General features: G+C 39.3%; 22 protein-coding genes. All 22 read left to right on the plus strand.

The window, feature by feature from the left end; genetic code table 11:
• The first annotated feature begins 38 nt into the window (after positions 1 to 38).
• Complete coding sequence (locus tag QF004_RS11345) at positions 39 to 410, plus strand: NADH-quinone oxidoreductase subunit A (protein WP_133438511.1); 372 nt, start codon at positions 39 to 41, stop codon at positions 408 to 410.
• Between the two features lie 43 nt (positions 411 to 453).
• On the plus strand, positions 454 to 1,011 hold the full coding sequence (locus tag QF004_RS11350; RefSeq protein WP_133438512.1) for an NADH-quinone oxidoreductase subunit B: 558 nt from the start codon (positions 454 to 456) through the stop codon (positions 1,009 to 1,011).
• 5 nt (positions 1,012 to 1,016) lie between these two features.
• Positions 1,017 to 1,511, plus strand: a complete 495-nt coding sequence (locus QF004_RS11355) for an NADH-quinone oxidoreductase subunit C (RefSeq protein WP_133438513.1) — start codon at positions 1,017 to 1,019, stop codon at positions 1,509 to 1,511.
• A 42-nt stretch (positions 1,512 to 1,553) separates the two neighbouring features.
• Complete coding sequence (locus tag QF004_RS11360; RefSeq protein WP_133438514.1) at positions 1,554 to 2,777, plus strand: NADH-quinone oxidoreductase subunit D; 1,224 nt, start codon at positions 1,554 to 1,556, stop codon at positions 2,775 to 2,777.
• A 131-nt stretch (positions 2,778 to 2,908) separates the two neighbouring features.
• A complete protein-coding gene (gene nuoE / locus QF004_RS11365) occupies positions 2,909 to 3,418 on the plus strand; it encodes an NAD(P)H-dependent oxidoreductase subunit E (RefSeq protein ID WP_307426386.1) in 510 nt (169 codons plus the stop codon).
• A 12-nt stretch (positions 3,419 to 3,430) separates the two neighbouring features.
• Positions 3,431 to 4,786 (plus strand): NADH-quinone oxidoreductase subunit NuoF, encoded by a 1,356-nt coding sequence (gene nuoF / locus QF004_RS11370; RefSeq protein WP_307426388.1) that lies wholly within the window; start codon positions 3,431 to 3,433, stop codon positions 4,784 to 4,786.
• Positions 4,787 to 4,834: 48 nt separating this feature from the next.
• Complete coding sequence (locus QF004_RS11375) at positions 4,835 to 5,665, plus strand: hypothetical protein (protein WP_307426391.1); 831 nt, start codon at positions 4,835 to 4,837, stop codon at positions 5,663 to 5,665.
• 22 nt (positions 5,666 to 5,687) lie between these two features.
• Positions 5,688 to 6,686, plus strand: coding sequence for a 2Fe-2S iron-sulfur cluster-binding protein (locus QF004_RS11380; RefSeq protein ID WP_307426394.1), 999 nt, complete (start codon positions 5,688 to 5,690; stop codon positions 6,684 to 6,686).
• 2 nt (positions 6,687 to 6,688) lie between these two features.
• Complete coding sequence (nuoH, locus tag QF004_RS11385) at positions 6,689 to 7,750, plus strand: NADH-quinone oxidoreductase subunit NuoH (protein WP_133438519.1); 1,062 nt, start codon at positions 6,689 to 6,691, stop codon at positions 7,748 to 7,750.
• Positions 7,751 to 7,804: 54 nt separating this feature from the next.
• Positions 7,805 to 8,353 carry an NADH-quinone oxidoreductase subunit I gene (locus QF004_RS11390; protein WP_133438520.1) on the plus strand — a complete coding sequence of 183 codons (549 nt, stop codon included), beginning with the start codon at positions 7,805 to 7,807 and terminating at the stop codon, positions 8,351 to 8,353.
• 1 nt (position 8,354) lies between these two features.
• Positions 8,355 to 8,849, plus strand: coding sequence for an NADH-quinone oxidoreductase subunit J (locus tag QF004_RS11395; RefSeq protein ID WP_133438521.1), 495 nt, complete (start codon positions 8,355 to 8,357; stop codon positions 8,847 to 8,849).
• A gap of 4 nt (positions 8,850 to 8,853) precedes the next feature.
• A complete protein-coding gene (gene nuoK / locus QF004_RS11400; protein WP_133438522.1) occupies positions 8,854 to 9,183 on the plus strand; it encodes an NADH-quinone oxidoreductase subunit NuoK in 330 nt (109 codons plus the stop codon).
• A 6-nt stretch (positions 9,184 to 9,189) separates the two neighbouring features.
• A complete protein-coding gene (gene nuoL / locus QF004_RS11405) occupies positions 9,190 to 11,085 on the plus strand; it encodes an NADH-quinone oxidoreductase subunit L (protein WP_133438523.1) in 1,896 nt (631 codons plus the stop codon).
• 3 nt (positions 11,086 to 11,088) lie between these two features.
• Complete coding sequence (locus QF004_RS11410; RefSeq protein WP_133438524.1) at positions 11,089 to 12,582, plus strand: NuoM family protein; 1,494 nt, start codon at positions 11,089 to 11,091, stop codon at positions 12,580 to 12,582.
• 84 nt (positions 12,583 to 12,666) lie between these two features.
• Positions 12,667 to 14,046, plus strand: a complete 1,380-nt coding sequence (locus QF004_RS11415) for an NADH-quinone oxidoreductase subunit N (protein WP_307426397.1) — start codon at positions 12,667 to 12,669, stop codon at positions 14,044 to 14,046.
• 135 nt (positions 14,047 to 14,181) lie between these two features.
• Positions 14,182 to 14,778: a TetR/AcrR family transcriptional regulator gene (locus QF004_RS11420; protein WP_307426400.1), complete on the plus strand. Its 597-nt coding sequence runs from the start codon at positions 14,182 to 14,184 to the stop codon at positions 14,776 to 14,778.
• 35 nt (positions 14,779 to 14,813) lie between these two features.
• A complete protein-coding gene (locus tag QF004_RS11425) occupies positions 14,814 to 16,061 on the plus strand; it encodes a TolC family protein (RefSeq protein WP_307426403.1) in 1,248 nt (415 codons plus the stop codon).
• A 58-nt stretch (positions 16,062 to 16,119) separates the two neighbouring features.
• A complete protein-coding gene (locus QF004_RS11430) occupies positions 16,120 to 17,091 on the plus strand; it encodes an HlyD family secretion protein (protein ID WP_307426406.1) in 972 nt (323 codons plus the stop codon).
• 218 nt (positions 17,092 to 17,309) lie between these two features.
• A complete protein-coding gene (locus QF004_RS11435) occupies positions 17,310 to 18,242 on the plus strand; it encodes an ABC transporter ATP-binding protein (protein ID WP_307426409.1) in 933 nt (310 codons plus the stop codon).
• A gap of 1 nt (position 18,243) precedes the next feature.
• The gene (locus QF004_RS11440; RefSeq protein WP_307426412.1) at positions 18,244 to 18,996 is read left to right on the plus strand and encodes an ABC transporter ATP-binding protein; all 753 of its coding nucleotides are present in this window, start codon (positions 18,244 to 18,246) and stop codon (positions 18,994 to 18,996) included.
• A 15-nt stretch (positions 18,997 to 19,011) separates the two neighbouring features.
• Positions 19,012 to 20,112, plus strand: coding sequence for an ABC transporter permease (locus tag QF004_RS11445; RefSeq protein ID WP_307426415.1), 1,101 nt, complete (start codon positions 19,012 to 19,014; stop codon positions 20,110 to 20,112).
• A gap of 218 nt (positions 20,113 to 20,330) precedes the next feature.
• Positions 20,331 to 21,455 (plus strand): ABC transporter permease, encoded by a 1,125-nt coding sequence (locus tag QF004_RS11450; RefSeq protein WP_307426418.1) that lies wholly within the window; start codon positions 20,331 to 20,333, stop codon positions 21,453 to 21,455.
• Positions 21,456 to 21,580 lie beyond the last annotated feature (125 nt).

Raw genomic sequence — 21,580 nt, forward strand, 5'->3', positions numbered from 1 at the left:
ATTCCTTAAATTTGCATGATTAAGAAAATAATGACAAGATGAATCTTCCCGAAAATTATATCCCGATTATTCTTCAGATTGCGGTTGGTGCAGGTTTCGTTTTACTCTCTATCTTAGGAACTCATTTTTTAGGACCAAGACAAAAATCGACGTCTACCAAAAAAAATGAAAGTTTCGAATGTGGTGTAGAAGTAGAAGGAAATGCAAGAACGCCGTTCTCTGTAAAGTATTTTTTAACCGCAGTACTTTTCGTACTGTTCGATATCGAGATCGTCTTTTTTTACCCTTATGCGGTTAACATCCGTGAATTCGGTGTCGAAGGTTTCTTCGCAGTACTTACCTTTATCTCTGTATTTTTCATCGCTTTCGTTTATGTATGGAAACGCGGTGCACTGGATTGGGATAAATAACAGTCTGAAAATTTGAATTTTTAGTAACTTTAAGAAAATTAAAATGTCTGATAATAAACCAGTAATAAGAATGGATGCGGAAGCTCCGGAAGGTTTTGAAGGAGAAGGTTTTTTCGCCACCAAACTCAGCAGTGTGATTGGGATGGCAAGAAAATTCTCGCTTTGGCCATTGCCTTTTGCTACTTCATGCTGTGGAATTGAATTCATGGCTACGCTAAATCCAACTTTTGATGCTTCAAGATTTGGTATGGAAAGAAACTCTTTCTCGCCAAGACAGGCAGATATGCTAATGGTTTGTGGAACCATTTCCAAAAAATTAGGTCCAGTTTTAAAACAGGTATATACCCAAATGGCTGAGCCGAAATGGGTCATTGCTGTGGGTGCCTGTGCCTCAAGCGGCGGCATTTTCGACACTTATTCTGTTTTGCAGGGGATCGACAGAATCATTCCGGTGGACGTTTATGTTCCCGGCTGCCCACCAAGACCTGAACAAATCATTGAAGGCGTCATGCAGGTACAAGCGCTTTGCGAAGGTGAAAGCATCCGCAGAAGAGATTTACCGGAATACCAACAATTATTAGCCTCTTACGACATAAAATAATGGAAATGACGAATGACTTTGTTTTAGAAGCAATTACCAGAGAGTTTCCTGAATCCGTAATTTCGCATGATACGCCTTATGATTTCTTAACTTTAGAAATAAAGAAAGAAGATATCAAAAAGGTGATTCATCATTTAAAAGATTCTTCTCTTCAAATCAATTTCCTGACTGATATTTGTGGTATTCACTACCCTGAAACTCCCGAAAAAGAAATCGGTGTGATTTATCATCTTCATAATATGATGACCAATTTCAGAATACGTTTGAAAACATTCATGACCAGAGAAAATGCAGAAGTAGATTCTATGACTGATCTCTACGCAGGTGCCAACTGGATGGAAAGAGAAACTTTCGATTTCTACGGAATTAAATTTAAAGGACATCCAGATTTAAGAGTCATCCTGAATATGGAAGATTTGGGTTACCACCCAATGTTGAAGGAATATCGTTTAGAAGACGGTACCAGAACCGACAAAGACGATAAAATGTTCGGAAGATAATTAGTTGAAAGGGAAATCCTTTTAACTTAAAGTCAAATAATTATGAAAGACAACGCACTCTCAAATATACTGAACCAGCACGATTCCAAGGAACAGATTGACGGACAATTATACACCTTGAATCTCGGCCCAACACACCCGGCGACCCACGGAATTTTCCAAAACGTCCTGACGATGGATGGCGAAAGAATTCTGCACGCCGAACAAACTGTTGGATACATTCACCGTGCTTTTGAAAAAATTTCAGAAAGAAGAAACTTCACTCAGATTACAACATTAACCGACCGGATGAATTATTGTTCGGCTCCCATTAATAATATAGGATGGCACTTAACTGTTGAAAAACTCTTAGGTTGCGAAATTCCAAAACGTGTAGATTATATGCGGGTGATTATGATGGAGTTGGCCAGAATTTCAGATCACCTGATCTGCAACGGAGTTATTGCGATGGATGCTGGTGCGATTACAGGATTAACTTATCTTTTCCAGGAAAGAGAGAGAATCTACGAAATGTATGAAGAGGTTTGTGGAGCAAGACTGACAACCAATATGGGAAGAATTGGAGGTTTTGAAAGAGATTTCACTCCGAAGTTTCATGAACTCCTGAAAACCTTCCTGAAAAAATTCCCGGTCGTATGGCAGGACTTCTGTTCGCTGAATGAAAGAAACAGAATTTTCATGGACAGAACCATTAATGCCGGACCAATTTCTGCGGAAAGAGCTTTAAGTTACGGCTTCACCGGTCCCAATCTACGGGCAACAGGCGTGGATTATGACGTACGGGTTGCTCAACCCTACTGTTCTTATGAAGATTTCGATTTCATAATTCCGGTTGGAACTTCCGGAGATACTTACGACCGATTCATGGTTCGCCAGCAGGAAGTTTGGGAAAGTCTAAAAATTATCGAACAAGCCTACACCAATTTACCGGAAGGACCATTCCATGCTGATCTTCCAGAGTTTTACCTGCCGGAAAAAGCAGACGTTTATAACAATATGGAAGCTTTGATTTATCACTTTAAAATCGTGATGGCAGAAACCGAAGTTCCAAAAGGAGAAGTTTACAGTTGTGTGGAAGGTGGAAATGGTGAATTAGGATTTTATCTCGTAAGCGATGGTGGAAGAACCCCTTACCGTCTGCACTTCAGGAGACCTTGCTTTATCTATTATCAGGCCTATCCTGAAATGATACAGGGCGGTTTGATTTCTGATGCGATTGTTACTTTATGCAGTATGAACGTAATTGCAGGCGAATTAGACGCGTAAAATTGAGTATTAAAAGAAAATAGATAAAAGATGAAAAATTTTTCAACTTTTATCATTAAAAAATTAAATAGAATACGGAACAGTTTCAGAGTCTTTACTCTTTGTTCTTTGTTCTTTAATCTATAAAAATAATGAGCGAAACGATTGCTTTTAAACCTGAAACCTTAGCTCAGGTCCATAAAATTACCGCACGATATCCTGCAGAAAGAAAAAAATCAGCTTTGATTCCGGTGCTTCATTTGGCACAAAAGGAATTTGGCGGCTGGTTGCAGGTTCCAGTAATGGATTACGTTGCAGAACTGTTAGAGATAAAGCCTATCGAGGTTTATGAAGTAGCGACGTTCTACAGCATGTTCAACATGAAACCTGTAGGAAAATATGTTTTGGAAGTTTGTCAAACGGGACCGTGCATGTTAAACGGTAGCGATGAAATCATTCAACATATTAAAGATACATTGCACATCAATGCCGGAGAAACTTCTGCCGATGGACTGTTTACTTTAAAAACAGTAGAATGTCTTGGCGCCTGTGGCTATGCTCCGATGATGCAGCTCGGTAAATTTTATCATGAACATTTAACAAAAGAAAAAGTAAACGAAATCCTTGACCTTTGCAGACAGGGAATTCTTGCTTTGGATTAATTTATAAGAATAATGAGTAAAAAACTTTTACTTAAAGATGCCCATATAGAAGGAATCCGCACTTACGAAGTCTACCGGAAACAAGGTGGCTACGAAGCGGTGGAAAAAGCTTTCAAAATGGCTCCCGACGCCATTACCGAAGAGGTGAAAACTTCCGGATTAAGAGGTCGTGGCGGCGCAGGATTTCCGACAGGAATGAAGTGGAGTTTCCTGGCAAAGCCTGAAGGCGTGCCAAGATACTTGGTGGTCAATGCAGATGAATCTGAACCGGGAACTTTTAAAGACCGGTATTTGATGGAACACATTCCCCACCTTTTAATCGAAGGAATGATCATTTCCTCTTTCGCTTTAGGAGCACATACCGCGTATATTTATATCCGCGGAGAGTTTGCCTGGATTCCGGATATTCTGGAACAGGCCATCGAAGAAGCCAGAGCTGCCGGATTTTTAGGAAAAAATATTTTAGGAACCGGTTTCGATTTAGAAATTTATGTTCACCGCGGTGCCGGTGCTTATATCTGTGGAGAAGAAACTGCCCTTTTGGAATCTCTGGAAGGTAAAAGAGGAAACCCGCGATTGAAGCCGCCCTTCCCTGCTGTTAAAGGACTTTGGGAGTCACCGACCGTAGTGAATAATGTAGAAACAATTGCGGCAGTTGTGCCAATTATCAATATCACCGGAGCAGAATATGCGAAAATAGGTGTTGGCCGTTCGACTGGTACAAAATTAATTTCGGCTTGCGGGAATATCAATAAACCGGGAGTTTACGAAATCGACATGACCATTACCGTAGAAGAATTTATTTATTCTGATGAGTACTGCGGCGGTATTCCAAATGGTAAAAAATTAAAAGCATGTATTCCCGGCGGTAGTTCTGTGCCGATTGTCCCTGCCAATTTATTGCTGAAAACCATTAATGGTGAACCAAGATACATGAATTATGAATCCCTTTCAGACGGCGGTTTTGCAACCGGAACAATGATGGGATCGGGCGGATTTATCGTTTTAGACGAAGATCAGTCTGTCGTTAAACACACCATGACTTTAGCCCATTTCTATGCGCACGAAAGTTGTGGACAATGTACGCCTTGTAGAGAAGGAACGCCTTGGTTGTATAAGATTTTGAAAAAAATACACAGCGGCGCAGGAACGTTGGCAGATATTGATTTGTTGTGGGATGTTCAAAGAAAAATCGAAGGAAATACAATTTGTCCGTTGGGTGACGCTGCCGCCTGGCCGGTCGCTGCAGCGATCCGTCATTTCCGCGATGAGTTTGAGTGGTATATCGATAATCCGGAATCTCAAACCCGAAACTATGGTTTGGCCCATTATGCTGATCCCATACCAGTGGCTGCAAAAGCAGAGTAAAAAGTTGTTTTATTAAGAAAGATATAAAGAGTACTGTCTCTTTAAGACATGAAGAAAGTAATAGTTTCAGCATTGGTATTTTCACGATTCACTCTTGCCTTTGGTCAAGATGTTTCGCCTAAAAATGAACCATTGACCAAAAAAGGTCAAATGTTCGTTTTTTACGGGTGGAACAGAGGAGCTTTTAGTAACTCCGACATCCACTTTAAAGGAAAAGGCTACGATTTTCAGTTGAATAATGTAGCCGCGGCAGACAGACCCACGAAATTCGGATTGGTTTATTTTGATCCGGCCTGGTTTACGGTAACGCAGTATAATTTCAGAATAGGATATTTTATCAAAGATAATTTAGCTTTAGTTTTGGGAATCGACCACATGAAATATGTGATGAACCAAAATCAAACCGTTGGTTTTTCAGGAACGGTTTCCGACCCTAAATATGCAGCTTATGTGCAAAACGGACAGGTGAATTTAGCCGATGAAAATTTCCTGACTTTCGAGCATACCGACGGATTGAATTATGAAAGCCTGGGTTTGGAACAGTATCACAATCTCATTAATAAAGACAAAATAGATTTGGTTTGGTCTTACGGTGCAGGTGCTGGAGTGATGTTTCCAAAAAGTAATGTGAAATTATTCGGGAACGAAAGAAGCGACCGTTTTCACGTTGCAGGAATGGGAACCGATCTGAGAACAAGTTTGAATGTCGTATTCTGGAAACACTGGATGGCCAGAGTTGAAGCAAAAGTTGGCTACATCAATATGTGGGACATCAAAACGACTTTAAATAATAAACCTGACAAAGCAACCCAGGACTTTGTTTTCGGACAGATTAATGCAGGGATAGGATACACTTTTAATACAAGAAAAAATAATTAATTCATTTTTGAATTCATCCATAATGAGCGAAGAAGTTAAAAAATTCAAAATAACCATCGATGGTCAAACTACCGAAGTTTTGCCTGGCACTTCTATTCTGGAAGCCGCGAGACAAATCGGCGGTAAATCGGTACCACCGGCAATGTGTTATTACAAACCGCTGGAATCCAGCGGCGGTAGATGTAGAACCTGTCTGGTAGAAGTATCTAAAGGATCTGACGCTGATTCACGACCGATGCCGAAATTAGTCGCGAGTTGCAGAACAAGCGTGATGGACGGAATGGAAGTGAAAAACCTCACCTCCGAAAAAACTCAGGAAGCCAGAAAAGCCGTAACAGAATTTCTACTGATCAATCACCCGCTGGATTGCCCTATCTGTGATCAGGCAGGAGAATGTCATTTACAGGATTTAGGTTACGAACATGGTTTAGAAAGAACAAGAACAGAATTCGAAAGAAGAACTTTTGAGCCGGAAGATATCGGTCCTAATATCAAGTTGAATATGAACCGCTGCATACTTTGTGCAAGATGCGTTTTGGTGGCCAATCAGTTGACCGAAAACAGAGAACACGGTATTTTGTTCCGGGGAGAACATGCGGAGATTTCAACCAATCTGAACAAAGCTTTAGAAAATGATTTCATTGGAAATGTTATCGATGTTTGTCCGGTTGGTGCTTTAACCGACAGAACGGCAAGGTTCGCGAGCAGAGTTTGGTTCACCAAACCAATGAATGCCACTTGCGAATGTTCAAAATGTGCAGGTAAAGCAGTCGTTTGGATGAAAGGCGAGGAAGTGATCAGGGTAACTGCCAGAAAAGACCAGTACGATGAAGTACAGGATTGGATCTGCGACGACTGTAGATTCCATAAAAAAGATTTGAAATTTTGGACCATCGAAGGACCACGTCATATCGACCGCCATTCGGTAATCTCTTTGAACCATTACGAAAAACCTAAAAATATGATCAGTCTTTTGGATAATCCAGATGCAAAAGAACTGAGCGATAAAGACGAGAAATAATTATGGAGTTAATCACTTTTAAAATAATATTAGTTGTTACACTTTTCGCAGTATCCTTAGGTGTTGCCGCCTATTCTACGTGGGGAGAAAGAAAAGTGGCGGCGATTCTGCAAGACAGAATTGGTCCAAACAGAGCCGGTCCTTTCGGGCTTTTACAACCTTTAGCCGATGGTGGAAAACTTTTCTTCAAAGAAGGATTTGTACCGCAGGGAGCCGATCGGTTTTTATTCTATATCGGACCTGCCTTAACCATGTTTATTTCGCTGATTACCGGAGCAGTGATTCCTTGGGGAAAATCTTTGAATATTGGTGGGAATTCTTTTGACATTCAGGTGGCCAATATCGATGTAGGGGTTTTGTACTTGATAGCAATGGTTTCCATCGGAGTTTATGGAATGATGATTGGAGGCTGGGCTTCGAATAATAAATACTCGCTGATCGGTGCAATCCGTGCTTCATCACAAATGATTTCTTACGAACTGGCGATGGGTCTTTCTCTTCTTTCTATTATATTAATGGCCGGAAGTTTAGATTTACATTTCATCACTTCATCCCAGGGTGCAGGTAAAATATGGGGTTTTATTCCGGCAGACGGAATGAACTGGAATATCTTCTATCAACCTTTAGCATTTATCATTTTCTTCGTTGCGGCAATGGCGGAAACGAACAGAGCACCTTTTGACTTACCGGAATGTGAATCGGAGCTGGTGAATGGTTATATGACCGAATATTCCTCCATGAACTTCGGGCAATATATGTTCGGTGAATATGTCAACATGTTTATCTCCAATGCTTTGATTGCAACCTTATTTTTCGGTGGATTTAATTATCCTGGAATCAACTGGGTTTCTGAAAACTGGGGTGAAAATATTGCCGGAACTTTAAGTATTTTCGCAATGTTAGCGAAAGTAGTATTTGGAATTTTAGTCTTTATGTGGATCCGTTGGACCATCCCAAGATTCAGATATGACCAATTGATGCATTTGGGTTGGAAAACACTGATTCCTTTAGCATTAGTGAATTTAATAATTACTGCTGCAGTGATTGTTTTCTTCGCCCATTAATTAAAAATAGAAGTTTTAATGCAATACTGAAAAGTGGCGCTAAAACCCATTAATATGAAACTGACAAACAGATCAAAAGTAGTCTCGAACAAAGAGATGACTTTTATGGAAAAATTATACCTCCCGGAAATTTTTAAGGGAATGGCAATTACGTTAAAGCACGCAATAGCAGGACCGAAAGGTAAAGTTTATTCTTACCCTGAAGTTCAAAAACCAAGAACTAAAATCTGGCGCGGACTTCATGTATTAAAACGTGATGAAGAAGGCCGAGAAAGATGTACCGCTTGTGGACTTTGTGCAGTGACCTGTCCTGCTGAAGCAATTACCATGACGGGTGCTGAACGGACCAAAGACGAACAACACCTCTATCGTGAAGAAAAATACGCATCGGTTTATGAAATCAATATGCTGAGATGTATTTTCTGCGGTCTTTGTGAAGAGGCTTGTCCGAAATCAGCGATTTATTTGACAGACCGTTTGGTGGATGTGGAAACCAACCGCGGAAGTTTCATTTATGGTAAAGATAAACTGGTGGAAAAAATCAATGAAAGAATTGATATTACGGAGCGTCAAAGTGAATTGCAAAAAAAATCAGTAAAATAGTATGGAACAGATCATCTTTTTCTTCGTGGCATTTTTGGCATTGGCAAGCGGATTTTATTTTGTTTTTGCAAGAAACGCCATCTACGCTATTCTGTCGCTCATCGTTACTTTCTTTTCGATTGCTGCCTTGTATATTTTACTCAATGCGCAGTTTTTGGGAATTGTACAGATCATTGTTTATGCAGGTGCGATCATGGTTCTGTTCCTCTATATCTTAATGATGCTGAACCTGAATAAGGAAGATGAAAGCAGAAAGAAAAACCTTCCCAAATTCATCGGCGTATTTTCCGCAGGATTATTATTGGTAGGAATTTTAGGAGCATTCAAAGGTTTGAACCAAAAAACATTTGCAGGAAATGCCGATTCGTCGGTTGGTTTAACTAAAAACCTTGGCCGGTTATTGTTTAACGAATATGTTTTGCCGTTTGAGTTGGCCTCAATCCTTATTCTTGCCGGAATTGTAGGAGCGGTTTTAATTGGTAAAAAAGATTTATAGAATTATGGGAGAAGTAAATACATTTATACAGGCAGTTCCGCTGGAATATTTCATTATTCTAAGTTCTGTTCTGTTCAGTCTCGGTGTCATGGGGGTTTTGATCCGCAAAAATGCCATCATCATTTTAGGATGTGTAGAGTTGATGCTGAATTCTGTAAACCTTTTGCTCGCAGCGTTCTCCTCTTATAAAGGTGACGGGAACGGGCAGATTCTGGTTTTCTTCATCATGGTGGTTGCCGCTGCGGAAGTTGCCGTAGGTTTAGCAATTATCGCGATGCTGTACAGAAATACAAAATCAGTAGATATCAGTATTTTTAATAAATTAAGAGGATAATAAAGGATGGAAAATTTAGTTTACGCGATTATACTTTTACCACTTGCAGGATTTCTGATCAACGGCTTATTCGGAAAAAAACTTCCGAAGATGTTCGTAGGAACTTTGGCAACTGCGGTAGTATTTGCTTCATTTATTATTGCTTTGAGTTTATTCTTAAAGTTTAATGCAGATTCACAACCCGTTATTGTAAGAGCTTTTGAATGGTTCAGGATTAATGGTATTCAGGTGAATTTCGGTTTCCAAATCGATCAGTTATCATTAATGATGATCATGATTATTACCGGAATCGGATCTTTGATTCACCTCTACTCTATCGGATACATGAGTACTGACGAAGGTTTTCATAAATTCTTTTCTTATCTGAATTTATTTATCTTCATGATGTTGCTTTTGGTAATGGGAAGCAATTATCTGATTCTTTTCATCGGATGGGAAGGGGTTGGATTATGTTCTTACTTACTCATCGGCTTCTGGTACAAAAACAAAGAATACGGTGCAGCAGCAAGAAAAGCATTTATCATGAACCGTATTGGAGACTTGGGAATGATTATCGGGATTCTGATGATTGCCTCTCAAACCAATGCTGTCGATTACCTTTCTGTTGCTCAGAATTCAGGGAAATTCGAATTAGATTCTACGGTTATTATTTTCATCACCGCAAGTTTATTTATTGGAGCTGTCGGAAAATCTGCACAGATTCCATTATTCACCTGGCTTCCTGATGCGATGGCTGGACCAACTCCGGTTTCTGCATTGATCCACGCTGCGACGATGGTAACTGCAGGAATTTATTTAGTAGTTCGGTCAAATTTCTTATTTTCATTGGCACCAACCACGATGGACGGAATCCTCTTCATAGGATTATTAACCGCTTTGGTAGCAGCGTTCATTGGCCTTCGACAAAATGACATTAAAAAAGTTTTAGCCTATTCTACCGTTTCTCAGTTAGGATTTATGTTCGTAGCAGTAGGTACTGGTGCTTATACAGTAGCAATGTTCCACCTGATGACGCACGCGTTTTTCAAAGCGTTGTTATTCTTAGGTTCTGGTTCTGTAATTCATGCAATGAGCGGCGAACAGGATATGAGATTAATGGGCGGATTAAAGAAAAAAATTCCAATTACACATATTACTTTCTTAATCGGAACATTAGCAATTTCGGGATTCCCATTCCTTTCAGGGATGATTTCCAAAGATGAAATCTTAGCAAATGTTTATGGAAGAAGTCCTTATTTATGGGTCATCCTTTTCATCATTGCAGCGATGACCGCGATTTATATGTTCAGAGCATATTACTTAACTTTCCACGGCGAGTTTAGAGGAACGGAAGAACAAAAAAGCCATCTTCACGAAAGTCCTTTAAATATGACTTTACCTTTAATGGTTTTGGCTGTACTTTCAGTTATTGGAGGTTTCATTAATCTTCCGCATTTTATCGGCCACGGCAGCTATGCGAAGTTAGGGACTTGGTTACAGAATATTTACGTTTATGATGTAAAACTTCCAGAAGTTCCTTTGATGACAGAAATGATTCTTTTAGGTTTAACTGTTTTAATGTTCTTCGTAGTTTGGTTCATTGTAAGAAACATTTACGTTACTAAGAAAAAAATGGCTTTACCGGAAGAAGATTATACCGGCTGGGAGAAACTTTCCACCAGAAAATTGTACATCGATGAACTGAATAACGCAACATTTGTGAAATTCATCGAGGGTCTTGGTATCGGCGGAAATATGTTTGACAAAGGGGTTCTCAAAAGATTTGGGGATTACATCGGTACCGGAGCAGAAGATTCTGGAAGAGCCGCAAAAAAGCTTCAGAACGGAAATGTAGAGAATTACGTGCTCATCATGTCTTTAGCCATCGGAATTATTTTAATTGTTAACTTTATATTACAATAGTAAATGTCGTACCTATTATTAACATTACTGCTTTTACCTCTTATAGGCTCAGTATTGGTGTTCGCGTGGAAAAATCCCGCCAGTAAATATCTCGCATTAGGAATTGCATTTGCACAAATGTTATTGACCTTTTATATGCTGACCGGTTTCGATTTCAAACCTACCGTTGACGGAGTTTTGCAATATGAAATCAATTATCCGTGGTCCAACTATATCAAGAGTAATCTGCATTTCGGGATCGACGGAATGAGTATGCTGATGTTGTTATTAACCAATATTTTAACACCGCTTATTATCCTTTCTTCCTTTAATGAAAAACCGGGCTACAGAAATACTTTTTACGGATTAATTTTATTAATGCAATTCGGTTTAATTGGAGTTTTCACTTCTTTAGATGGCTTATTATTCTATATTTTCTGGGAAGTAACCTTGATTCCAATCTGGTTGATCGCCGGAATTTGGGGACAGGAAGACAAGAAAATTCAGTTTACAACAAGATTCTTTGTTTACACTTTTGTCGGATCCCTGTTTATGTTGATCGGCTTGATCTACGTTTACAATCACTCTGCTTCATTTGCACTGACCGATTTGTATAACGCTGATTTAACTTCAGGAGCGCAGACCGTGATTTTCTGGTTTATCTTCTTTGCCTTTGCAGTGAAATTACCGATTTTCCCTTTCCATTCCTGGCAACCGGATACTTATACGTATTCACCAACACAAGGTTCCATGTTACTTTCGGGAATTATGCTGAAAATGGCCGTTTACGGTTTACTACGATGGTTATTACCAATTACGCCAGAACCGATTTTAGGACTTTCCGGACAGATTGTATTGGTTCTCGCAATTATCGGAGTCGTTCACGGTGCTTTAATTGCCATTATTCAAAATGACTCGAAAAGATTAATTGCCTATTCTTCTTTATCTCACGTTGGTTTAATGACGGCCGGTATTATGGCGTCTGCAATCTTGACGGTGAAAGGAACTTTGATGATTGAAGGTGGCGAAGGAGCGTTGATTCAGTCATTTGCTCACGGGATCAACGTCGTAGGACTATTCTACTGTGCAGATATTCTTTACAAAAGATTCAAAACCAGAGACATCCGACAAATGGGTGGTTTGGCAAGAGTCGCACCGAAATTCGCCGTTTTATTCATGGTCATTTTATTAGGATCAATTGCGCTTCCATTAACCAACGGATTTGTAGGAGAATTTATCTTAATCAAATCGATTTTCGATTACAGTATTATCGCCGCGGTGATCGCCGGAACAACCATGATTTTCTCCTCAGTTTACCTTTTCAGATTTTATGCAAAAGCCATGTTTGGAGAAGGCGACGAAGAAGTATTGGCAAGCGCAGCAGATTTAACCGGTGTTGAATTTTCAGTATTGGCAAGTTTGGTTGTTTTTGTAATATTCTTAGGAATATTCCCTCAACCAATCCTCGATATGGTGAACAGTTCGTTGAAGTTTATTTTCACTTCAATGATGAATTAATAAAATTAATAATTAAGAAATAAAGAGATCGAGACCAGGACGAAATCTGAAATCTCAAATCTATAAATCTCAAATCTATACTCAATGAGCGTTTTAATAATTATATTCCTTACCGCAGTTATCGCATTATTTGCGGGTGTTTTTGAACAGGGAAAATTCTCAAGATACATTGGTATTTTGGGACTGATGATTGCTTTTTATGTCAGTTTCTTACCGGAAATTTCATTCTTCAGCCAATACCAACACATGTTTGAGTTTGGCGCCAATGCTGCATTATTTACTAAAATAGCGATTGTCATAACAATATTGTTATTCTTTCTGGGGGGATTTTCTTTCAGCAATCACCGCAATCACCAGTCAGAATTATATGCGCTGATGTTATTTTCACTTTGCGGAGGAATCATCTTATTTGGATTCCAAAATTTAGTGACCTTATTTTTAGGAGTCGAAATTCTTTCAATTCCACTCTATGTTTTAGCAGGAAGTAACAAAACCGATTTACGGTCCAATGAAGCTTCAATAAAATATTTCCTGATGGGCGCTTTTGCCACAGGATTCCTTTTATTCGGTGTCGCCCTGATTTACGGAAGCAGCGGAAGTTTTGATCTTTATAAAATCCACGAATTTGCCGTTGTAAATCCTAAAAACTTAATGTTTATTTTAGGTGCGGTTTTAATGTTAGTCGCTTTAGCTTTTAAAGTTTCGCTTGCGCCTTTCCACATGTGGAGTCCGGATGTGTATCAAGGTTCGCCTTCGCTTATCACCGCCTTTATGATGTCGGTGGTGAAGATCGCTTCCTTCTTTGCTTTCTTTAAATTAATGACCATCGGCTTCCTGGGAATTACCGGAGAATGGATCAATATTATCGGTGTTTTAATTATCATTACTTTATTCCTGGCCAATGTCATGGGATTAGCGCAAACCAACGTCAAAAGAATGTTGGCCTACTCTTCCGTTTCTCACGTGGGATATTTATCTTTGATTTTCTACGGAATGAACAGTCTGTCAAGTTATAATCTTGCTTTCTATTTATTCGCTTATTCCTTAGCAACGGTAGGAGTTATGATGTGTTTGATCTGGGTAGAAAAACTGAAAAGAGAAACATCTTACACTGCATTTAATGGCTTGGCACACACAGAACCAATTCTTGCGGTTGCTGCAACAGTATCATTATTATCGATGGCCGGAATTCCATTAACAGCGGGATTTATGGGGAAATTTGCGATTTTCGCCCAAGCGATTGATCAGGCGCCATTTTTAGTTTTAGTAGCCGTTTTAGGATCTGCAATTTCAATTGCCTACTATCTCCGTCTGATCATGGTGATGTTTTTTCCTAAAGAAAGCAGTTTCAAAACCTCAGAAAAAGTTTCCTTAACTTACAATATCGTGGCAGTATTTATCATCTTCGCACTAGTGGCGATGGGAGTTTTCCCGGATTTGTTTGCTAAACAATTTGGACTTTAAAACCAAATTACCATATAATATTAAACGCAATTCTTCTGAGTTGCGTTTTTTTATTTCAAACGGTTTAATCATTTGATTAATTCATTTGTTTAAATCAAAAAAATAGTGCTAACTTTACTTTAGATTTAAAAAGATATGAAATCAGACGAACTTTCTTCCGAAGACAAAATATTACTCGCAGCCTCTAAAATATTTACCGAAAAAGGTTTCTCCGGAACCAGAACGCGCGATATCGCTGAAGAAGCAGGAATTAATGTGGCGCTTCTCAATTATTATTTCCGAACCAAAGAGAAATTGTTTGAACAGGTCATGAAAGTGAAAATCGTTTTGCTTTTCGGAAAAATTATTCCAATCATTACGAACGAAAAAACTTCATTAGATGAAAAACTCGATTTGGCAAGCGCAAAATATTTCGAGATTTTGTCTGAAAATCCGAATCTTCCCATTTTCGTTTTGAGTGAAATTCAGAAAAAAACGTCAGATGTGAAATCAATTCTTCCCTTTGACAAATTATTAAAGAATTCATTTTTGATACAACAGATTCAGGACCGCAAACCCGATATCGATCCTTTTCATTTTCTATTGAACTTTTTAAGCATGACCGTTTTTCCTTTTTTAGGAAAACCCATCTTACAGTCATTTGATTTAATGGATGACGCTGAATTTCAGAAATTCGTGGAAGAAAGAAAAACGTTGGTTCCGATGTGGATCAAGATGATGCTGGATCATTAAATTACCTGCGCACCATTTTTTTAAATTAATTAAAAATGAGAATTTTAAAATATCTATTACTGCTCCTCTTTTTCACTGGAAATGCCCAAACATTAACCTTAGAAGAATGTTACGGTTTGGCCAAACAGAATTATCCGCTTATCAAAAGAAATAATTTAATTGCCAAAACAAAGGAATACAATCTGCAGAATGTCGCAAAAGGCTGGCTTCCACAAATCCAGATTACCGGACAGGCTACTTATCAAAATGAGGTTACGCAATTGCCCATTCAAATTCCTAATTTTAGCATTAGTCCGCTGAGCAAAGACCAGTATAAAGTGTACGCAGATATTCAGCAAAATATTTACGACGGCGGAACGATCGCCGGTCAAAAGAAAATGGCTACCGCAAATTCTGACGTCGAACTGCAGAAAACCGAAGTCGAAACTGATCAGCTGGAATTGCGGATCAACCAAATTTATTTCGGAATTCTGCAAACCGATGAACAAATCCAGCAAACACAACTCACGAAATCCGACCTTTTAAACGGATTAAAAAAAGCAGAAGCCCAACTACAGAATGGTGTTATCTATAGAAGTAACGTGGATATTCTGAAAGCACAACTCATCAATCTGGAACAGAAAGAGCTGGAACTTCGAAGTATGAAAAAAAGTTTCATACAAATGCTTTCCCTTTACATTCAAAAAAATCTGGACGAAAATACTGAACTCCAAAGACCGGAAAAAATCCTTATTCCTGAACAAAATAAACGCGCAGAACTGAAACTTTTTGATTTACAAAAAATGGCTTTAGAAACCCAAAAATCATTGATTAATGCTAAAAACACACCAAAGTTAGGCGCATTTTTCCAGGGCGGTTACGGTAAACCGGGTTTCAACATGCTGAAAAATGAATTCGACCTTTTCTATATTGGCGGTTTGCGTTTGAATATTCCCATCACCGGATTTTATACCCGGAAAAACGATTTGGCTTTAATCCAAACCCAACAACAGGAAATCGAAGTACAGAAAGAAAACTTCCTTTTCAACCTCCAGTTCGAAACCATTCAGAACAATAACGATCTGAATAAAATCCAGGAACTAATTAATAAGGACGACGAACTCATCATCCTGCGTGAAAGCATTAAAAAAGCTTCTCTAGCTCAGCTTGCAAACGGCGTTATCACAACAAGCGATTATCTGCGGGAAGTCAATGAATTGGATCGTGCTAAAAACCAGAAAATCACCCACGAAATCCAATATCTTTTAACACAATATAATCTAAAAGCACAACTCAATCAATGATTGAATGTTTGAGTTCTAAAATGACCGGCAATTTTCTTTAAAAATCAAAAAACTTCTCATGAAAAAATATATTTTCTTAATAACTGCTCTCATGCTCTTTTCCTGCAGGAATGCAGATCGTCATTACGATGCTTCGGGCACTTTCGAGGCCGATGAAGTCATGGTCAGCGCCAAAGCCAACGGCACCATCACCCGACTGAATGTGGAAGAAGGCCAAGAACTTACCCAAAATCAAAACGTTGGAGAAATCGATCCGAAAACGGTCGAATTACAGAAAGAGCAGGTTATCGCAAGTCTCGATGCAATCGGGCAAAAAACCAATTCGGCAGTTCCTCAGATTCAGGTTTTACAGTCGCAGTATCATTCTCAAAATGCCAGTATTTCGGTATTAAAGGAACAGTTGCAAAATGCAGTCAGAGAACGCAACAGAACAGCGAATCTCGTCCGTGAAGATGCGGCAACCAGAAAACAACTCGACGATGCCAACGGGCTCATCGATGTTATTCAAAAACAAATTTTGGCAGCACAAACTCAACTGACAACGCTCACCCAGCAGATTTCTGCCGCAAAAGAAAATGTTGCCATTCAAAACAGAGCAGTTTTAAGTGAAAGAAAACCGACAGAAAAAAAAGTGGAACAGATCGATGAACTGCTGAAAAACAACACCATTGTAAGTCCCATTTCCGGAATGGTGCTGACGAAATATTCCAGTGAAGGTGAGTTTGCCACGGTGGGAAAACCAATTTTCAAAATGGCCGGTCTCGACCTGATGACTTTAAAAATATTTATCACCGGCGATCAGTTGCCGAAAATAAAAACCGGTCAGCAAGTGAAAGTTTTGCTTGACAAAGGCGACGGAAAAACCAGCGAAGTTCCCGGAACCGTTTACTGGATTAGTTCCAAAGCCGAATTCACACCGAAAACAATTCAAACCAAAAACGAAAGAGCGAACTTGGTTTATGCCGTAAAGATTCATGTAAAAAATGATGGTTATCTGAAAATCGGAATGTACGCCGACGTGAAATTTTAAAAACTAAAACAAAAAAACGTTGTAAGTATTAACCACAAAGTCACAAAAGCTGTATGGAAAAACTCAATAATAAAGTTCACAAAAGCAGAGAGGTTTTAAGCATATCCTTTTATCCTCTTTTGGTTCACTGAAATATATAGTTAACTTTTGTCTCTTTTGCGGTAAAAAAAACTATATATAATTCCACAACCAGCACCAAACACCTAGCATCCATCCTCATGAAATCAATCACCGTCCACAACCTCGTAAAAACCTACGGCAAAGACAAAGAAAAAGTCCTTGCGGTGGATGGCGTGAGTTTCGGTGTTGACCACGGCGAAATATTCGGATTGATCGGTCCCGATGGTGCCGGCAAAACTTCCATATTCAGAATGCTGACCACGCTTCTTTTGCCCAATTCCGGCTCTGCAACGATTGAGGATTTTGACATGGTCAAAGATTATAAAAACATAAGGAATATCCTGGGATATATGCCGGGGAAATTTTCGCTTTATCAGGATCTAACCGTCGAAGAAAATCTGAAATTTTTCGCCAGCGTTTTCAATTCAACCATCGAAGAAAACTACGGTTTAATCAAAGATATTTATATTCAGATTGAACCTTTTAAAACCCGGAGAGCCGGACAATTATCAGGCGGAATGAAACAGAAACTCGCCTTATGTTGTGCTTTAATTCACAAACCGAAAGTTTTATTTCTCGATGAACCGACCACCGGTGTAGATCCCGTTTCCCGGAAGGAATTCTGGGAAATGCTCAAACGTCTACAAATGCAGGGAATCACCATGGTTGTCGCCACGCCTTATATGGACGAAGCTTCACTCTGCGATCGAATCGCTTTAATGCAAAACGGAAAAATCCTGTCCATTGCAACGCCTGAAAACCTCAGCAATTCCTACCCCGACTTATTATTTGAAGTAAAAGCCGGCCGGACTTCTAAAGTTTTAAAAGCGCTGGAAAATTTCGAACAGAAAAAAAACGCCTATGCATTTGGTGAATCCGTGCATTTAAGCGCAGATCAAAACAGCAAATTCGAAATCGGTTCCGTTCATCAATTTTTAAAAAATAAAGGTTTTGAAAATATAGAAGTCAAAGCCATAAAAGCAAATACAGAAGACAGTTTCATACAATTGCTTTCTCAGGAAAATCATTAAAATGAATACTCAAAATCCAAATATCGCCATCACTGCAGAAAATGTCACCAAATCTTTTGGCGATTTTGTGGCGGTTGACCACATCAGTTTTGAAGTGAAAAAAGGAGAGATTTTTGGTTTCCTCGGAGCGAACGGTGCCGGAAAAACAACGGCGATGAGAATGTTCTGCGGGCTTTCTGTTCCGACTTTCGGAAACGCCAGCGTGGCAGGTTTTGATGTCTATCACGAAACAGAAAAGATCAAAAGAAATATCGGCTATATGAGCCAGAAATTTTCACTCTACGGCAATCTGACCGTCAAAGAAAATCTGGAGTTTTTCGGAGGAATTTATGGAATCCCCAGAAAAGAACTGAAAACAAAAAGTGCAGAACTCATCAAAGAACTGGGCTTAGAACAAGAGAAAAACAAACTGGTTTCTCAACTTCCGTTAGGTTGGAAACAGAAACTGGCATTCTCTGTCGCCATCTTTCACCAACCAGAAATCGTGTTTTTAGATGAACCCACCGGCGGCGTTGATCCTGTGACACGGAGACAGTTCTGGAGCATGATTTATGACGCAGCTGACCGTGGAATCACCATTTTCGTCACCACCCATTATATGGATGAAGCAGAATATTGCGACCGCGTCTCCATCATGGTCGATGGAAAAATTGCCGCACTGAATACGCCATCCAATCTGAAAAAACAGTTTAATGCGGTAACGATGGATGACGTTTTTTATGAACTGGCACGGGGCGCAAAAAGGACTGAATAAGAAAGCACTTTAAAAATGAAACAACTCCTTATATTTGTACAAAAGGAATTCTATCATGTTTTGCGCGATAAAAGAACTTTGCTCATTCTTTTCGGGATGCCGGTCGTGCAGGTTCTGCTTTTCGGTTTTGCCTTAAGTACGGAGGTTAAAAACACAAAAATCGGCATTCTCGATCAGGATAAGACCCAAATCTCCGCCGAGCTGATCTCAAAAATAAATGCCAACCAATATTTCGATGTCGATAAAAATTTGAAATCCATCAATCAGGCCGAAAATTCTTTTAAAGGTGGAGAAATAAAAATGATTCTGGTGATTCCGCAGCAGTTTACAGAAAATTTAATCTTAGGAAAAAAAACACAGCTCCAGTTGATTACCGACGGAACCGACATCAATCTCGCCAATCAGATTTACAATTTCATGTCCAATATTTTAATGGATTATTACGGACAGCGAACTTTACAAAGCTTTTCCGGTGTGCAGCCTGAAATACACATGCTCTACAATCCTCAACTCAAAGGGGCGCCCAATTTCGTTCCCGGCGTCATGGCTTTAATTCTTCTCATTATTTGCGTATTAATGACTGCCGTTGCCATCGTACGCGAAAAAGAATCGGGAACCATGGAGGTTCTTTTGGTATCACCCATGAAGCCATCCACCATCATTCTGGCCAAGGCGATTCCGTACTTTATATTGTCGATGGTTATTCTTATTTCCATCATGATTTTAAGTGTGACCCTACTCGATTTACCCATCAAAGGAAACCTTATCCTGCTTTTTCTGGTCAGCACGATATTCATTATCACCAATCTTTTACTCGGGATTTTAATTTCAATTTTAACCGATACGCAACAGGTCGCCATGCTGATTTCCCTCGTGGGAACAATGCTTCCCACGTTAATGCTGAGTGGCTTTATGTTCCCCATCGAAAACATGCCGCTTCCGCTGCAACTCATCAGCAACCTCATCCCGGCAAAATGGTATTATGAAATCGTAAAAAACGTGATGATCAAAGGCACCGGCCTGGAAGTCATCTGGAAACAGACACTAATCCTTTTCGCAATGATGGCGCTCTTGTTCGTCATCGCAGTAAAAAAATTTAAGGTAAGACTCGAATAATGGTTGAATAAAATAAGCCTGTTTTTTTGGGCAGACATTTCCGCCTTCCACTCCCGCTTTTTTGCCTTCGTAAGAATATTATTAAAAGAAAAAAAGGTCCAGGCAAAAAGAGCTCCGTTCAAGTCGGGCTGCAGATTTGTTATAAATTAAAAAGTATGATTAAAATAGAAAAAGATTAAGAACCACTTCGTTGACAGATAAAAGATAACAGACAAAAAATGTTCAGAACTTTAGGCATATTAATCAAAAAAGAATTCCTGCAGATTTTCAGGAACAAAGCAATCCTGGCCGTGATTTTTGTGATGCCGGTTATTCAGTTGGTGATTCTTCCTTTGGCAGCGAGCTATGAAATCAAAAATATAAAAATTGCAGTCGTCGATCACGACAAATCCACTTTCTCCAGAGAACTTATCCGGAAGATTACCGCTTCAGGGTATTTTGAAATCATCAATTACGGTGAAAGTTATCCGCAGGCTTATCAGGAAATTGAAAAAGATAAAGTCGATTTAATTTTAGAAATCCCAAACAATTTCGAAAAAAATCTGGTTCGTGAAAACAACGGAAAAGTACTGCTCGCCATCAATGCGATTAACGGAACAAAGGCCGGACTTTCTGCCAATTATCTTGCGCAGATTCTGCAGAATTACAACCGGCAGATCCAGGTAGAACTCGCACCGGAAACCGAAAATATCACAAAAACATCAGATTTTGAAATCGTTCCCCAATTCTGGTTTAATGAAAATTACAATTACAGACTGTCTTTGGTACCGGGAATCTTAGCGTTTCTGATTACTTTAATTTCCGGCTATCTGACAGCGCTAAACATTGTTCAGGAAAAAGAAAACGGAACGATCGAACAGATTAATGTATCGCCTGTTACGAAAGCAGATTTTATTATGGGCAAGCTCATTCCTTTTTGGTTACTCTCAATGCTGGCGTTTACTATCGGACTTTTGGTGACCATCTTGGTGTACGGAATTCAGATGCAGGGAAGTTTTCTGCTGCTGTACGGTTTTGTTGCGGTTTATCTCATCGCCATTTTAGGACTGGGGCTTTTGGTTTCTGTTTACAGTGAAACGCAGCAACAATCGATGTTTGTCGTCTTTTTCTTTATGATGATTTTCATTCTGATGAGTGGACTATTTACGCCCGTAGAAAGCATGACCGACTGGGCAAAATATATCGCCTACGCCAATCCGGTAACTTACGGCGTAGAAGCGATCCGTATGATTATACTCAAAAACAGCAGTTTCAAAGATTTGCTGCCTCATTTTGGATTTATCAGCGGATTGGCAATCGTTGTCATTTCGTGGGCGGTATTGCGGTATAGAAAAACGAATTAGAAATAGAGAACTTAAGCATTAGGAATAATAAAGGTATTAAAAAAATTAAGTTTATGACAAAAGTGTTCAGACAAAAGCGGCGAAAAACACCTTTCTTAATCCTCTTAATTCCTTAAAATAAAATA

This window comes from Chryseobacterium sp. MDT2-18, assembly GCF_030815285.1.
GTDB lineage: Bacteria > Bacteroidota > Bacteroidia > Flavobacteriales > Weeksellaceae > Kaistella > Kaistella salivictor.

Bases quoted from the DNA above. Each gene is read 5' to 3' on its own strand.
- QF004_RS11395 (WP_133438521.1), top strand. From the start codon at position 8,355: ATGGAACAGATCATCTTTTTCTTCGTGGCATTTTTGGCATTGGCAAGC.
- QF004_RS11430 (WP_307426406.1), top strand. From the start codon at position 16,120: ATGAAAAAATATATTTTCTTAATAACTGCTCTCATGCTCTTTTCCTGC.
- QF004_RS11450 (WP_307426418.1), top strand. From the start codon at position 20,331: ATGTTCAGAACTTTAGGCATATTAATCAAAAAAGAATTCCTGCAGATT.
- QF004_RS11390 (WP_133438520.1), top strand. From the start codon at position 7,805: ATGAAACTGACAAACAGATCAAAAGTAGTCTCGAACAAAGAGATGACT.
- QF004_RS11415 (WP_307426397.1), top strand. From the start codon at position 12,667: ATGAGCGTTTTAATAATTATATTCCTTACCGCAGTTATCGCATTATTT.
- QF004_RS11445 (WP_307426415.1), top strand. From the start codon at position 19,012: ATGAAACAACTCCTTATATTTGTACAAAAGGAATTCTATCATGTTTTG.
- QF004_RS11380 (WP_307426394.1), top strand. From the start codon at position 5,688: ATGAGCGAAGAAGTTAAAAAATTCAAAATAACCATCGATGGTCAAACT.
- nuoH (WP_133438519.1), top strand. From the start codon at position 6,689: ATGGAGTTAATCACTTTTAAAATAATATTAGTTGTTACACTTTTCGCA.
- QF004_RS11355 (WP_133438513.1), top strand. From the start codon at position 1,017: ATGACGAATGACTTTGTTTTAGAAGCAATTACCAGAGAGTTTCCTGAA.
- QF004_RS11420 (WP_307426400.1), top strand. From the start codon at position 14,182: ATGAAATCAGACGAACTTTCTTCCGAAGACAAAATATTACTCGCAGCC.
- QF004_RS11345 (WP_133438511.1), top strand. From the start codon at position 39: ATGAATCTTCCCGAAAATTATATCCCGATTATTCTTCAGATTGCGGTT.
- QF004_RS11440 (WP_307426412.1), top strand. From the start codon at position 18,244: ATGAATACTCAAAATCCAAATATCGCCATCACTGCAGAAAATGTCACC.
- QF004_RS11360 (WP_133438514.1), top strand. From the start codon at position 1,554: ATGAAAGACAACGCACTCTCAAATATACTGAACCAGCACGATTCCAAG.
- QF004_RS11435 (WP_307426409.1), top strand. From the start codon at position 17,310: ATGAAATCAATCACCGTCCACAACCTCGTAAAAACCTACGGCAAAGAC.
- nuoL (WP_133438523.1), top strand. From the start codon at position 9,190: ATGGAAAATTTAGTTTACGCGATTATACTTTTACCACTTGCAGGATTT.
- nuoK (WP_133438522.1), top strand. From the start codon at position 8,854: ATGGGAGAAGTAAATACATTTATACAGGCAGTTCCGCTGGAATATTTC.
- QF004_RS11425 (WP_307426403.1), top strand. From the start codon at position 14,814: ATGAGAATTTTAAAATATCTATTACTGCTCCTCTTTTTCACTGGAAAT.
- nuoF (WP_307426388.1), top strand. From the start codon at position 3,431: ATGAGTAAAAAACTTTTACTTAAAGATGCCCATATAGAAGGAATCCGC.
- QF004_RS11410 (WP_133438524.1), top strand. From the start codon at position 11,089: ATGTCGTACCTATTATTAACATTACTGCTTTTACCTCTTATAGGCTCA.
- nuoE (WP_307426386.1), top strand. From the start codon at position 2,909: ATGAGCGAAACGATTGCTTTTAAACCTGAAACCTTAGCTCAGGTCCAT.
- QF004_RS11375 (WP_307426391.1), top strand. From the start codon at position 4,835: ATGAAGAAAGTAATAGTTTCAGCATTGGTATTTTCACGATTCACTCTT.
- QF004_RS11350 (WP_133438512.1), top strand. From the start codon at position 454: ATGTCTGATAATAAACCAGTAATAAGAATGGATGCGGAAGCTCCGGAA.